Source organism: Pedobacter sp. MC2016-05, assembly GCF_026239735.1.
Lineage (GTDB): Bacteria > Bacteroidota > Bacteroidia > Sphingobacteriales > Sphingobacteriaceae > Pedobacter.
Genome location: NZ_JAPIVT010000002.1, coordinates 390,681 through 404,566 on the forward strand (window position 1 = coordinate 390,681; position 13,886 = coordinate 404,566).

The following is a 13,886-nucleotide window of genomic DNA, read 5'->3' on the forward strand; positions in this document are numbered from 1 at the left end:
TACCCATTAACTTTTACTACGCCAACAAACCTGGGTGTAATAACTTTAAAAATGACGAATGAAAATCCTGGGGGAACAGGAAATGATTTGGCATTGGATGACATTACTTTCCGAGCCTGTGGTCCCATCATCACACAAACAATAAATGATACTGATAATATTAGCACCAACTTATGTGAGGGCCAAAGCGCTAATTATTTATTAAAAGCAACCATTTTAAATGATGTTTACCAGAACCCAAAATACCAATGGCAAGCCAATAACGGTAATGGTTGGAATGATATTGCTGAACAGGTAGGTAAAGAATATTTGGTTAGCTTTGTTAATGCAGTGGCTGGTAGTTACCAATATCGTTTAATTACCGCAGAGGCAGAAAACATTGGCTTAGCAACTTGCAGGGTTGCAACCACACCATTTACTATTAATGTTACGGCGTTTCCAATAGCAGTTGCAGAAAATTTTAGCCCAATTTGTATCGGCCAAACCATTCAGTTAAATGCTTCCGGCGGAACATCGTATAGTTGGGTGGGACCAAATTTTTCATCAACAGAAAAAAGCCCGAGTATTATAAATGCCACAAAGGAAATGGCTGGAGAATATACGGTTACAGTTGCCACAAATGGCTGCTCCACAACTGCAACCACCACCGTATCCATTTTAGAACCGCCAGTTGTGGCTACCAATTTTAAGCAGACAACCATTTGCGAAGGCACTTCTGTTGCACTGTCAGCATCAGGTGGAACAATTTATCAATGGGCACCAGCAGTAGGATTATCAGATCCAGATTCTTCAAATCCAACTGCATCTCCAACTGAGACCACAATTTACACCGTAAAGGTATCAAATGGTGCATGTACAGAAACCGCTGAAATAACTGTAAACGTAAATAAAAATGCTATTGTTGATGCCGGCTTAGATCAAAAAATCATATTAGGACAAGCCATTACGCTAAATGGAAAAGTTATGGGAAATGATTTTACTTATTATTGGTCACCGAACGATTTCTTGGAGGATCCATCACAATTAAACCCAATAGCCAAGCCCACAGGAGATATAACTTATACCTTGCATGCCATTTCTAATTTAGGCTGCAACACCATTACCGATAAAGTTTTTATAAAAGTGTATCCAAAAATTGTAGTTCCCAACTCCTTTTCGCCAAATGGCGATTCAGTAAATGATACTTGGAATATACCGGCAGCATTGGCATTTCCAAACCCTATTGTTAGGGTTGTGAATAGAAATGGACAACTTGTTTATCAAAGCAATGGAATTTATAAACCTTGGGATGGAAAATTGAATGGAAGAGATCTTCCGTCTGCAGTTTATTATTACACCATTTATTTTAATGAAGATTTTGAAACCTTTAGAGGCTGGATCAATCTGATTAGATAAAAAGCCATTCTTGCTTTCGCTTATCGTTTTGAAATGCTATTTTTGAGCACAATGTATATCGTTAAAGTTAAAGGCATCGCCAAAATTCCAGATTACGTACAATTACGAGATGATAAGTTTACCTTACTGGCTTACTTTAGGGTAGATCGGCCAGATAAATCTTTGGAAAAACTGGGTTTGGGCGACAAACAAGAGTACATTATGGAAATGGTTAAAGATTTGCCTTTTGGGCAAATTGCTAAATTAGAAATATAAAATGGCAGGACACGCAGTAATTCATTTAAGCAATGTTGATGTTTTTCAACAGAAACACTTAGTACTTTCAAACGTAAATTTACACATCGAAAAAGATGAATTTATTTTCTTAATCGGTCAAACAGGTTCGGGTAAAAGTAGCTTACTGAAAATTTTATATGGCGATTTACACATTGGCAACGGCGAGGGAAATATTGCCGGTTTCGATTTAAAAAACTTAAAAGAAAGCCAGGTGCCATTTTTACGCAGAAAATTGGGCGTAGTTTTTCAAGATTTTCAGTTGTTAACGGATAGAACCATAGAAAAGAACCTGGAGTTTGTTTTAAAAGCCACAGGTTGGAATGATCAAAAACTGATTGACGAGCGTATTAAAGATGTTTTAGATAAAGTGGGCTTACGTTCGAAGATAAAGAAAATGCCACACGAAATTTCTGGAGGCGAACAGCAACGGATTGTAATTGCAAGGGCTTTACTTAACGACCCGGAAATTATTTTGGCCGATGAGCCAACTGGAAATTTAGACCCAGAAACTTCGGAAGAAATTGTAACACTTTTAAAGCAAATCAGCCAGGGCGGAACTGCGGTTTTAATGGCTACCCACGATTACCATATTATCCGCACTTTTCCATCCCGTATTATTAAATGCGAAAATGGAGTGGTGCTCGAAGGCGCACAAATAGCCTAATGATTTTAGAGTTTAGATTTACGATTTTTGATCCGGCACCTGCCGTAAGAATTTTAGGTTTGGTTATTTCAAAATCAAACCTATTAAAACCGTCGTCTGGAATCACAAACTTAAGTCCATCCATTTTGATTTCTGCCAAATCGTAAATCAAAAATCTACAATCGTATTTCTTCTGTCAATCTGTTCAGATAAAACCACATAAATCTGACAGCTTGGCTGATTTACGTTTATGGCAAAATAGTTGAGATTAACACAAAAAAATTCAGCCTAGTATTATGTTTAATAAGAAGAAAAATAACGATAAAGAAGAAAATATAATGAATCCTGAAAATTCATCAGAAAATGCTGCTGAAAATGCAGAAAATACTGATGCCACTATAAAAGAAACTGAACAAGCGCCAGAATTATCTGCAGAAGAAAAATTGCAGGCAGAAGTTCAACATCTTAACGATAAATACCTGCGCTTATATGCCGAGTTTGATAATTACAAACGCCGTACTCAAAAAGAACGCGTAGAGTTGCTACAAACTGCTGGTAAAGATGTAATTGTATCATTATTACCTGTTTTGGATGATTTTGATCGGGCGTTAAAAGCCATGGAAACTGCTGCAGATGTTGCACCAGTTAAAGAAGGAATTCTATTAGTGAGTACTAAACTGAAAAATACATTATCTCAAAAAGGTTTAAAAGATGTAGAAAGCATCAATCAACCATTTGATACAGATTTTCATGAGGCAATTACCAATATTCCTGCACCTACCGAAGATTTAAAGGGAAAAGTGATTGATGAAGTTGAAAAAGGTTATACATTAAATGATAATGTAATTCGCTTCGCTAAAGTTGTAGTTGGAGCGTAAATTAATTATTGAATGTTAGAATGTGTGAAGGATTGAATGATTATACATTCTATCACTCGATCATTCAAAATTCAATCATTTTAAAAAGAAGATGAGTAAAAGAGATTATTACGACGTATTAGGCGTTAGCAAAAGTTCGGCTGCGGACGAGATAAAAAAAGCCTATCGCAAGATGGCCATTAAGTATCACCCAGATAAAAACCCTGGCGATAAAGCTGCTGAAGATAAATTTAAAGAAGCAGCCGAAGCTTACGAAGTGTTAAGTAGCCCAGAAAAAAAGCAACGCTACGATCAATTCGGGCATGCGGGTGTTGGGGGGGCCAGTGGCGGCGGTTATGGTGGCGGCGGAATGAACATGGATGACATCTTCAGTAATTTTGGAGATGTTTTTGGCGGTCATAATCCTTTCGAAAGCTTTTTTGGCGGTGGTGGCGGTGGCCAGCAACGCGGCGGCCGCAGGGTGGCTAAAGGCTCTAACCTGCGTATTAAAGTTAAGTTAACACTTGAAGAGATTGCCCATGGTGCAGAGAAAAAAATCAAGGTTAACAAATTAATCGTTTGTAAAACTTGCGATGGTTCTGGAGCAAAAGACAAATCATCTGTAAGTACTTGCGGTACTTGTGGAGGTAGCGGACAAGTGCGTAGGGTAACCAATACCATTTTGGGCCAAATGCAAACCGCTTCTACCTGCCCTACTTGTAATGGTAGCGGTCAACAAATTACGGCAAAATGTAATGTTTGCCATGGCGATGGCGTTGTACGTGGCGAAGAAACCATCACCATTAACATTCCTGCTGGTGTGAGCGAAGGCATGCAGTTAAGCATGAGTGGAAAAGGTAATGCAGCACCAAATGGCGGTATCCCAGGAGACTTGATTATTTTAATTGAAGAAATTCCTCACGAAACATTAAAACGCGAAGGCAATAACATAGTTTACGATTTACATTTAAGTTTTGTTGATGCTGCTTTGGGCATGAGCCTTGAAGTACCAACAATTGATGGAAAAGCGAAAATTAAAATCGAACCTGGAACGCAGAGCGGAAAATTGTTACGCTTAAAAGGAAAAGGTTTACCAGAAGTAAACTCTTACCACAGAGGCGACGAAATTATTCACATCAACATTTGGACACCTAAAGCTTTAAGTAGCGATGAACGCAGTGCACTTGAGAAATTACGTGAATCTCCAAATTTCAAGCCGCAACCCGGTAAAAACGATAAAAGCTTCTTCGAAAGAATGAAAGAATATTTTGAGTAATTAATTATCGATAGAACATAAAAAAACCGATGGCTCTCGCTATCGGTTTTTTCATTTTCAGGCACTCCAACTAGTCAACAAAACTGTTGTAGCTAGTGCGCATATATTCGTGCTTTCTAATTAAATCTTCTGTATCATTTTCTGTTATTTTACCAGATGTTGCAGCATCCCTCATCACCTTTTTGGTTTCTATTAAAAACTCTTTAAAGCTTTCGTTAAAACGCCTGAAAGAATCATCCTTACCTGGATACTTAGCTGCATTTGGAGCATCCATTTCTGTATGTTTTTTGTTTTGTGCTTCCAATGCGGTGTAGGCAGTCTTTATCTTACCTTCATCATCTTTATAATTTTTCGATTCCAAAATTAGTTTATTGAAGTCAGCTACCGCTTTACGGTCGTCTTTCATCGCAAAAATATATTCTTTAAGGGGATGCGTTTTCAAAATAATTCGTTCTGCATCATCACCAATTATTTCTAATTTCGTTAATAGCTGATCATCATATTTGTAATAAGTTTTACTCATTGCATAAATAGAATCAACAAGCGCTTTGCCTTTTACACCTTTATCATCTTTGAAATCTTCTGCTTTAATATATTCATCAAGCGATTTATACGTATTTTTCATTTTTTCAAATGTTTCATTCAGTGCCAATACATTATCCTTAAAAAACTTCTGATCTTCACCGCTTAAAACTTTTGGTGGCGTTTCAGGTTTCATGGTTGATTTGCTAAAATGAGGAACCGAAAAAGGTGTTATAATACCTATAAACGCATATTGATTATTAGGTTGTTCCAGTCCTCTGGCAATGCGCTGCACATTGCTCTCCATGCTTTTCAAATAAGTATTGTTTTTATCTGTGTAAGCAACTAAAACGTTGTTATATTCTACTATTTGATTGGCCTCATCATTACTGGCCTCGGCATATCCGGTTTTAGCATTTCCATCTTTTTTATCCCCACCTTTACATGCAGAGAATGAAATCGCTGTTGCGACAATTAGTAGTTTAATCGGTAGTTTCATCTTTAGCTTTTGTTTATATCTGATTTATTAATTAAATGACAGTTGTTTTTAAATAAATGCTTAACAATGATAGCTTCGGGATGTTTGTTGAAACAAATGCTTTGTTTGAGGGATGACTCATCAAAACTAAATTTTATTCGCCTTTAAACGAAATTTATTTTCACTTCAACATTGTTTTTACTAATTATTTTAGTAATTTTAGATATGGAAAATTTGTTTTTGGTATGTTTAATCCCTCCAAAAGACATTATGGATGACATTGATGATTTAAGAAATTTTATTTCTGCAAAATTTGAAGTTTTCGAATCTCTTAAACGCCCTGTACACCTTACTTAATATGATCCGGTGAAGATAACCTCACTTTCGCAAGAGGAAAATTTTTTCAGCGCACTAAATAATGCCGCTTATTCCGAGTCGTTTGATCAAATTTTATTGAATTTCAATTCCTTTCCAGAACATACATTTTACATTGATGCAGAACAGAATCAAGGCATTATGAATTTGAAAAAACAAATAGATGAAGAACTTAAGCCGATGAAATTAATTGAAAAAAATAGGCCGAAATTTAATCCACACGTAACATTAGCATTTAGAGACCTAAAGTCAGACGTTTACCGGGAACTTATTACTGAGTTTAAGGATCGTAAGTTTAAAAGGAAATTTTTAGTTTCAGCGTTTTCAGTTTATAAACATGATGGCAAAAGATGGCAGGCCTTTAAAGAAATCCCATTTAAATCTCCATCAGAAAAACCAAAACCACTAACACTTTTTGGTTGATTAAAAAGGCATACCGATACCAAAATTATACTGAACAAATCGATAGGTATCTGGAGCATGCGTTAAGTTATATTGTTCTTTAAACGCTTTTGATCCCGAAAACATTTTGCCGATTACCCATTGATCGCCACTCCCAAATTGTGGATCTTTTAATTTCAAACCTACATCAAACCTGAAAACAAAATACTGTACATCGTAACGCAAACCAAAACCAGTACCGATAGCCACTTGTTTAGCCAGTCTACTCAATTTAAAAACGGTTAGTTCATCTAATTCGGTAACCTGCTGACTGATTGATTCCCCTAAACGAACATTCCAGATATTACCAGCATCTAAAAATGCTGCTCCTCTTAAGGTTGCCCCAAAAAACTTTTTTGCCAGTGTAAAACGATATTCAAAATTGGTTTCAAGGCGCATTGTTCCCAATTGATCTAAGCCAAACAACGCCTTTCTTAATGTCTCTGAGCCAATAACTTCTCTGTTGTAATTACCAGGCCCAACCGTTCTAGCCTGCCAAGCCCTTAAACCACTAGATCCACCGGCAAAAAACTGTTTCTCAAACGGAATACCTGTTAAAATAGAATTCCCGTAAGAGTAGGCAATTCCAGTATTTAGGCGAGCAATAAACTGCCTTTCTCCTCCCAAATGTTTATACCATCTTAAATCTACCTCTGGCCTAACATATTGGTTAAAAGGCAAACCGAGAATACGTGCAGGATTGTCATTGGCCGGATCGCTATCCGATCCGCCAAGCTTGGAAATGCCTTGCAAAAGGTTTCCAGCAATATCAATATTTGCCCTTAAATAAAAGAACGTTCGCAATTGATTTAACTTATCTGCATTTAAGGTATAACTGTACTTCATCCCTAAAGTTAAATCCTGACGCCTTAACAACGTTGCATAATAAAGGTTATTTGCCACTTCGTTTACATCCAAACTATCGCTTAAATTACCAAAACGATATTCGAAATTTAAAGGCGTAAAGGAATGCAGTTTTGATTTTGTTTCAAACCAATCGTAGGTGATCGAGTTGATAAAAATATTTCGAACGGAGACATCTTTCTGCAAGGCATAAATATAACTGGACGAAAATGTAGTATGCGGCATGCCATTTCCCCCCAATACCGGGTTGTAAAATGGAATAATTAAGCGTGGAACGGTAATACTTGCACTAACCGAGAAATCGCGTTGATAAATATCTCTAAATGGAGATGTTCCATTGCCTATCCGAGATTGTAATCCGCCTTTTACCTGAAACTCAAATCGCTCTGCGCCCCTAAATAAATTGTTGTTGGTATAAGTATTACTAATATTAATACCCACTGTACCACCATTAAAAGGCACTTCACCCTCTATCCTATTGCTCATCACCTTTTGGGGCGTAACCATGATAATTGGATTTATTTTATTGCCCGTGCTATCGCGATTGAAATAATCAATTTTAACATTTTTGAAAATATTCAATTCGTACAAACGATCGTAGGTTAAATTTTCATTTCTGATGTCGTAGAGTTCGCCCTGTTTTAAGAAATCATAGCGAAGAATAGGGTTTCTTCTATATCTTTTGGACAAATCGGTAAATGAAACACCGCCAGTAGTATCTCTGTTTACGTAATTACGCAACGAATCTGGAAAACCATCCGTACTGGGAGCGATAATCATATAGGTTGTGCCGATTTTGTATTGTTTGTGCGGCCCCGTGGCTGGGTTGGTAATATTTAAACGCAAATTTACTTTTTGTGGCTGTTCTGTTTCAATGACATCAAAATTTACATAAGGACGTAAGAAATAGAAGTAGCCATTTTCTTTCATCACCCGGTAAATTTGTTCTCGTTCATAAGTTAACGAATCTACATCATAGCGCATTCCTGGATGTAAACGCGTAAAGCTCGATTTATTTCTATCATAAACATCCTTGACTGATTTACTAAAGATGGAGTCGCTCAGTTTTGCTACATACGATGCTTTACCCTGGCTTGCCTTGAAGTCGATTTCTGCTTTCTTGTTTTCTACTTTAATTTCAGCGGCAACCTTTGCATCGAAATAACCTTTACCCGTTAAAAATTTTTGAATCTGATTTCTTGATATTTCTACCAGTGCACTATCCAAAATTGCCGGAGGCGTACCAAAGGGTTTGATGTTATTGGTTTTATAACGGCCATCTTTAGTATTGAACAAATTGTATAGCGGTACGTTTATGCTAAAAGCCGATGGCGGACGAATATCTTTTTGAACATAATTATAAGCCTGCTCTTCGAATTGCGCATCTACACTATCAATTGTAACCTTTTTCACAATTGATTGATAATCGGGAATATACTTTGTAGAAGAACAGCTCTGAATTAAAACAATAATAAATAGTAATATTGCAGTGCTTTTCAGTTTTATATTTATCAAGTATTGGTATGCTTTCAAAGTCTCAAATTAGTTTTATAAAGTCATTGCATCAAAAAAAATATCGTAAAGAGCACGGTTTATTTTTGGTTGAAGGCATAAAATCAATTCAAGAATTTATCCATTCCAGCTACCAAATCCACAGCATATTTTACAACAGCGAACAATCCAATTTGTTACCCAAATTGCCTGCAAATATAAACTTATTTGAAGTAAACAACGTTGAATTAGGTAAGATTAGTACTTTGCAAACGCCACAAGGTTTTTTGGCGATTTTACATATGCCGAAAGACCGAAAAATAAATTCAAAATCGTTGCAAAATCAATTTACTTTGGTGCTAGATGGCGTTCAAGACCCAGGCAATATGGGTACCATTATTAGAACTGCAGATTGGTTCGGTTTTGATAAGATTATCTGTTCTGAAGACACTGTAGAGGCTTATAACCCTAAAACTGTACAAGCCACAATGGGCTCGCTGGCCAGGGTTGAAATTTATTACCAAAACCTTCCATTATTTTTAGAACACAACAATTTGCCAGTTTTTGGTGCTTTGCTGGATGGCGAATCTATTTACAAAACCAATTGGGACAACGAAGGCTTAATTGTGTTAGGCAATGAAGGGAAAGGAATTTCCAGTGAGGTGATCAGTAAAATAAATAAGCCAGTAACGATACCCCGAATTGGAGTGGCTGAATCTCTAAATGTAGCAGTAAGTGCAGCAATTTTTTGCGCTGAATTAGTTCGGGTTAAAAATTAGACTGATAATAATTAAGATATTATTTGCGCACTAATTAATAATTGCTATTTTTGCAACCTTGAATTTCAAGGTCGAGTGGCCGAGTGGCTAGGCAGAGGTCTGCAAAACCTTCTACAGCGGTTCGAATCCGCTCTCGACCTCCATTTGTACAAATAAAATAATTAAAAGGTTATTACCATGGCAGTTACCAGATTAAAAAGAAAAGACAGAAGGAATAAAAACACAGCTCACCAAGAGGTAGCATTTTTAAAAAGAGCAACTAACATTGAGTTAGGAAGTCGCTCTGCTCAACCTAAAAACGATCAATTAGCTAAAAACAATGCTGTTTTAGCTGGTTTAGCAAAATAGTTTTTAGCGAGTTTTCTCAAAGGCATTTAAAGCATCCTTCTGATCAAAGGATGCTTTTTTTATGCAATAATTTTTGTTAAAAATCAAGTGGGCTTTGAACCCTCTGGTTTGCAACATCGGTTATGTGGGTATAAATTGCGTCGTATTTAAACTATTATGTCCGAGAAGTTGTTGGATGTACCTAATATCCGTTCCATTTTCTAACAAATAATATACAAAGACCAAACTGCTAATAGGGTTTTTCAAAAACTATTTAAAATTTTGGAGATAACTTAAACAGCTACACCTGAACCCGCCAGAATTGAAAAGCCGACGTGATGTGCCATTAACAATATAATCCATGATCAAATTGGCAAATCATTGATTCTCTACTTTTAAAATGATATTTCGCAATCGTTCTTCATTTTCGTCTCCCCAGTTACCCAAAGCAGAAATTACAGGAATTAAGGTTTTTCCAAAATCTGTTAAACTGTATTCAACTTTTGGAGGAACAACAGGGTAAATAACTTTTGAAATTAATTCGTGTTCTTCCAATTCTTTTAACTGAATATTTAGAACCCTGCGTGAAGCCTCTGGTATTTTCCTTTGCAATTCACTGGGACGTTTATGTCCTTGTTCAATAAACCACAACAAACGAATTTTCCACTTGCCATAAAGCACCTCACCAATTAAATCAAGGCCACAATTTAGGTTCAATGGAATTTTTCTGTCTTTCATAAAGCAAACTTAGTCCAATGTTCTAAATTGTACAATAGGGGAAAAATTTAACTCTATGCAATTCGATATTCCGTACTTGTTCAAACCTTTTGCATACACCAATTTTGCCCATAAATAATTATACAATGGAACAATTTAATTTTGGCAATGAACTATCTGGCAAAGTTGCCTTGGTAACAGGAGGTTCAAAAGGAGCTGGAAAAGCGATAGCGGAAAGGCTTTTACAAGCTGGCGCAACCGTTATTATTACGGCACGAAATGCACCTGAAAAAGAAAATAACAATTTGCATTTCATTTCTTCCGATTTGAGCAAGGCAGAAGATTCACAAAAAGTAGTCAACGAAGTACTTTCTACTTATGGTAGGCTTGATATTTTAGTCAATAACCTTGGTTCTTCAATAACGCCTGCTGGTGGTTTTGCTGCATTAAAAGATCAGGATTGGGAATCGACGCTGCAAGCTAACTTGCTTGCTCCTGTACGATTAGACAGAGGCTTTTTGCCAAAAATGATTGAACGAAAAGGTGGAGTCATTATTCATATCGCCTCTATACAAGGGAAACTACCATTATATGATTCTACATTGCCTTACGCAGCTTCAAAAGCAGCATTGATAAATTACAGTAAAAGCTTATCAAATGAAGTGACGCCAAAAGGAGTTCGAGTACTCACTGTATCGCCAGGATGGATCAATACTACAGCATCGAAAGCATGGCTGGGTGAAATTGCAAGAAACGCAAACAGCAGCATAGAAGAAGCTCAACAAGGTGTTATGGATGCCTTGGGTGGGATACCGTTTGGCAGACCTGCAGAACCAGAAGAAGTAGCGGAATTAGTTGGCTTTTTAGTTTCGCCAAGAGCTAATTATTTAACAGGAACCAATTTTGTAATTGACGGCGGAACAGTACCCACAATCTAATATTTTAAAAAATCAGAAAATATGAACTTACCAAAAGTAATCACCGACTTAGTACAGGCGCAAAACAATTTTGATAGCCTTGCATACGCCAACTGCTTTACAGAAACAGCAGTAGTGTTCGACGAAGGAAAAACACACACCGGAAAACAAGAAATTAAAATATGGATACAAAAGGCCAACAAACAATATCAAGCCTTAATGCACCACTCGAATATTTAGATGCCGATCAAATATTAAAAACTGAAGTTTCTGGTAATTTCCCCGGAAGTCCTATTGTTTTGGCATATCACCTGGAAATAAAAAACGGTTTGATCCAATCTTTAAAAATTACTGGTTAATTAAAAATAGGCCGCTAGCCAAATTGAATAATTCAATTCTTAATCGACATCAATTCTTTTCCCAAACCTGCTAAATTGATTTGCTCATTTTAGCGGTATTGGGAAAAGATCTTTAAAACCAATGACAATTGGTTATCTTTGAATTCTTTACATGGCCAAACGAATTTTAATTTACCTGCCATTTAAATTAACTAAGCATTATTTTAAGCAACCAATTAAATAGTGCTATGATGTACAAATTGATTACCCTGGCTTCAATTACTTTAAGGTTGCTATCAAATTATGAGCCTGGCAAAAATATTTATAATGCAAACCTATCGGATGGCGCTGTTCGATATACTATAGGCAGATCACAGATCTCAAGAAACCAACTTGCTATCTTCAAGGTAGTTGCCATGGGCGATAAAAACCCATAAGCTTTCGTTTGCGTTTCTAATATCTATAACGACACTTTAGCCATACCATCAACTTACGTTAACAATCAAAAAACATTTCATTCGATAATTTAAAGTACTTCGAGCTTCAAGCTTCTTACCTTAAAAAACTGCTGAAAGCAACGCTTATAAAAGAAACAGATACGGTATTTATGTACGATTATAAACTTAGCCAACTGCTTAAAACTCCGGTTGTTCAATTAAAAGCTGTTGCACACTTAACGCCCTACGCAGATAAAGGTGAGCAAATTACGATATGGGATTACATGGTTGGTTTTGAAACTGGAAACAAAGTATTAAAAAAATCGGCTTTAAATTACTATGATAATGTATTAGTATACATCGGTAGCAATAATCCGTTTTTGCCGGGGAAAATGCAATTGGTAAAATGGAAAGAAATCGATAAAAAACAATTCCCTATTGCGAATCTTAATAAGTTAACAAAGGGCGATAAAGTAGCCTATTATAGTTTTACAGATGATTCACTTATTTACTATATCAAAGATATTTTAACCGATGGAACCATAACCGAGAGGCATTTTATTGCAATCAGCATAAAAGGTAAAGTAGTTTTGAAAAATGAGAAATTTAAAAATAGTGAGGGATCATCAATAGCTCCTCTAAATTTTGTGGCCGGAAATAAAGAAGAAAATCAATGGGCAGGTTACCTGTTTAAAAACAAACCAGCTGTTATTTTCGGTTTTGAGTACCATTCTTTTGGTTGCCCAAGCATTATTGTATTAAACAAAGCCTCTGGTAATATCGCCATTAACTGAGACCACCGACATTAGGTATTACAGTTTTTTACGCACTCACCCGAAATATGGAAAAAGCGCTCCCACTCTCATTTTCAAATATTAAACAGAATGGAACGAATATAAAATAAAGGTCCACGGATAATAACAACGTCTTATTCTTCTAGCATCAAGATGTATTTTTATTTAGTTAATCTACATACACTACTAAACTAAAAGACATGAGCGCCACACTTATTATCGTTCTCGTTGCCATGGTGGCTATATACGGAGGCATTTTCTATTTTATGCAGGTAAAAAAGAAGAAGCAAGCAGAGATGTTTATCAACACAAATTTTAGCGCAGAAATGAATAAAGCCGCCATTTATAAAAACAACTTTTTAAATGGACAGCTATCCTTTATCAGTGAACAGATGGAAGGCAAAATGATTGATGCCTTTAATTATGCCAGCCTAAATTACACGACGAGAGATTCTATTAAAGATAGCCTAAAAGATAGCTTAAAGGGAATGGAAACGTTAGGAACAGTCAGATTTCGTTCCGTTCAAACCCCGAAATATCTGGTTTTAAGCGGAGATGATTTACACCTGTTTGACACAGATACTGATGGCGAAATCTCCAGCCATTTTGTTTTTCAACCTGCTCGTTTGCTGGTCTCATCAATTACAGAACTTCCACTTGAAGGAACAATAAAAGCATATGCCAGGCAAAAAGGAGATCAAGTTAAAGCTTTAAGAATTTCGTTAGTTACAGACGAAAGTCCGATAGAGCTTATCCTGTTTTCTGCATTGTTGTTCAGCTATCCTAACACGGGTTTAAGTGCTTTTTCATTGAACGTACAAAAAAACCTTGAAGAAATTATTATTGGCAATGATTTCCTTAAAAAGTTGGGTGATCGTTATCCAAATCTAAGGGTATCGGGTCTAGTGGCTTAGCATATTTAATCTTTGATTTCTAAAGTCCACCTCGATTAGAATTTA

General features: G+C 36.3%; 16 protein-coding genes and 1 tRNA gene. 14 read left to right on the top strand and 3 right to left on the bottom strand.

Annotation, left to right across the window (positions count from 1 at the left end; genetic code table 11):
* The first annotated feature begins 51 nt into the window (after positions 1-51).
* The 5 genes from OQZ33_RS04735 (at position 52) to dnaJ (ending at position 4,447) form a co-directional block, all read left to right on the top strand.
* Positions 52-1,395 carry a gliding motility-associated C-terminal domain-containing protein gene (locus OQZ33_RS04735; protein WP_265797917.1) on the top strand — a complete coding sequence of 448 codons (1,344 nt, stop codon included), beginning with the start codon at positions 52-54 and terminating at the stop codon, positions 1,393-1,395.
* Positions 1,396-1,446: 51 nt separating this feature from the next.
* Positions 1,447-1,650, top strand: a complete 204-nt coding sequence (locus OQZ33_RS04740) for a hypothetical protein (protein ID WP_057932355.1) — start codon at positions 1,447-1,449, stop codon at positions 1,648-1,650.
* A gap of 1 nt (position 1,651) precedes the next feature.
* Positions 1,652-2,335 (top strand): cell division ATP-binding protein FtsE, encoded by a 684-nt coding sequence (locus OQZ33_RS04745; RefSeq protein WP_056849569.1) that lies wholly within the window; start codon positions 1,652-1,654, stop codon positions 2,333-2,335.
* 275 nt (positions 2,336-2,610) lie between these two features.
* Entirely contained in the window at positions 2,611-3,192 is a 582-nt protein-coding gene (locus tag OQZ33_RS04750) for a nucleotide exchange factor GrpE (protein WP_265797918.1), read from the top strand.
* A gap of 91 nt (positions 3,193-3,283) precedes the next feature.
* Positions 3,284-4,447 (top strand): molecular chaperone DnaJ, encoded by a 1,164-nt coding sequence (gene dnaJ, locus OQZ33_RS04755; protein ID WP_056849567.1) that lies wholly within the window; start codon positions 3,284-3,286, stop codon positions 4,445-4,447.
* A 70-nt stretch (positions 4,448-4,517) separates the two neighbouring features.
* Here dnaJ and OQZ33_RS04760 read toward each other — a convergent pair whose 3' ends face one another.
* Positions 4,518-5,468: a DUF3829 domain-containing protein gene (locus OQZ33_RS04760; RefSeq protein ID WP_265797919.1), complete on the bottom strand. Its 951-nt coding sequence runs from the start codon at positions 5,466-5,468 to the stop codon at positions 4,518-4,520.
* Between the two features lie 345 nt (positions 5,469-5,813).
* Here OQZ33_RS04760 and OQZ33_RS04765 point away from each other — a divergent pair, with 345 nt between their 5' ends.
* On the top strand, positions 5,814-6,245 hold the full coding sequence (locus OQZ33_RS04765; protein WP_265797920.1) for a 2'-5' RNA ligase family protein: 432 nt from the start codon (positions 5,814-5,816) through the stop codon (positions 6,243-6,245).
* On the opposite strand, the gene OQZ33_RS04770 is transcribed toward OQZ33_RS04765, so the two are convergent.
* On the bottom strand, positions 6,246-8,540 hold the full coding sequence (locus OQZ33_RS04770; protein ID WP_265797921.1) for a BamA/TamA family outer membrane protein: 2,295 nt from the start codon (positions 8,538-8,540) through the stop codon (positions 6,246-6,248). It lies immediately after the preceding gene.
* A 110-nt stretch (positions 8,541-8,650) separates the two neighbouring features.
* Here OQZ33_RS04770 and OQZ33_RS04775 point away from each other — a divergent pair, with 110 nt between their 5' ends.
* The 3 genes from OQZ33_RS04775 (at position 8,651) to OQZ33_RS04785 (ending at position 9,745) form a co-directional block, all read left to right on the top strand.
* Positions 8,651-9,397 (top strand): TrmH family RNA methyltransferase, encoded by a 747-nt coding sequence (locus OQZ33_RS04775; RefSeq protein ID WP_265797922.1) that lies wholly within the window; start codon positions 8,651-8,653, stop codon positions 9,395-9,397.
* A 69-nt stretch (positions 9,398-9,466) separates the two neighbouring features.
* Positions 9,467-9,540 (top strand) — tRNA-Cys (locus OQZ33_RS04780).
* Positions 9,541-9,574: 34 nt separating this feature from the next.
* Positions 9,575-9,745, top strand: coding sequence for a hypothetical protein (locus OQZ33_RS04785; RefSeq protein ID WP_010602219.1), 171 nt, complete (start codon positions 9,575-9,577; stop codon positions 9,743-9,745).
* Positions 9,746-10,102: 357 nt separating this feature from the next.
* Here OQZ33_RS04785 and OQZ33_RS04790 read toward each other — a convergent pair whose 3' ends face one another.
* Positions 10,103-10,462 (bottom strand): winged helix-turn-helix transcriptional regulator, encoded by a 360-nt coding sequence (locus OQZ33_RS04790; protein WP_265797923.1) that lies wholly within the window; start codon positions 10,460-10,462, stop codon positions 10,103-10,105.
* Between the two features lie 125 nt (positions 10,463-10,587).
* Here OQZ33_RS04790 and OQZ33_RS04795 point away from each other — a divergent pair, with 125 nt between their 5' ends.
* From OQZ33_RS04795 to OQZ33_RS04815, 5 genes are all read left to right on the top strand, one after another.
* Positions 10,588-11,379, top strand: coding sequence for an SDR family oxidoreductase (locus tag OQZ33_RS04795; RefSeq protein ID WP_265797924.1), 792 nt, complete (start codon positions 10,588-10,590; stop codon positions 11,377-11,379).
* A gap of 21 nt (positions 11,380-11,400) precedes the next feature.
* A complete protein-coding gene (locus OQZ33_RS04800; protein ID WP_265797925.1) occupies positions 11,401-11,598 on the top strand; it encodes a hypothetical protein in 198 nt (65 codons plus the stop codon).
* A 346-nt stretch (positions 11,599-11,944) separates the two neighbouring features.
* The gene (locus OQZ33_RS04805; RefSeq protein WP_265797926.1) at positions 11,945-12,133 is read left to right on the top strand and encodes a hypothetical protein; all 189 of its coding nucleotides are present in this window, start codon (positions 11,945-11,947) and stop codon (positions 12,131-12,133) included.
* A gap of 170 nt (positions 12,134-12,303) precedes the next feature.
* Positions 12,304-12,927 carry a hypothetical protein gene (locus OQZ33_RS04810; RefSeq protein ID WP_265797927.1) on the top strand — a complete coding sequence of 208 codons (624 nt, stop codon included), beginning with the start codon at positions 12,304-12,306 and terminating at the stop codon, positions 12,925-12,927.
* Between the two features lie 200 nt (positions 12,928-13,127).
* Positions 13,128-13,841: a hypothetical protein gene (locus OQZ33_RS04815; RefSeq protein ID WP_265797928.1), complete on the top strand. Its 714-nt coding sequence runs from the start codon at positions 13,128-13,130 to the stop codon at positions 13,839-13,841.
* Positions 13,842-13,886: the final 45 nt, after the last annotated feature.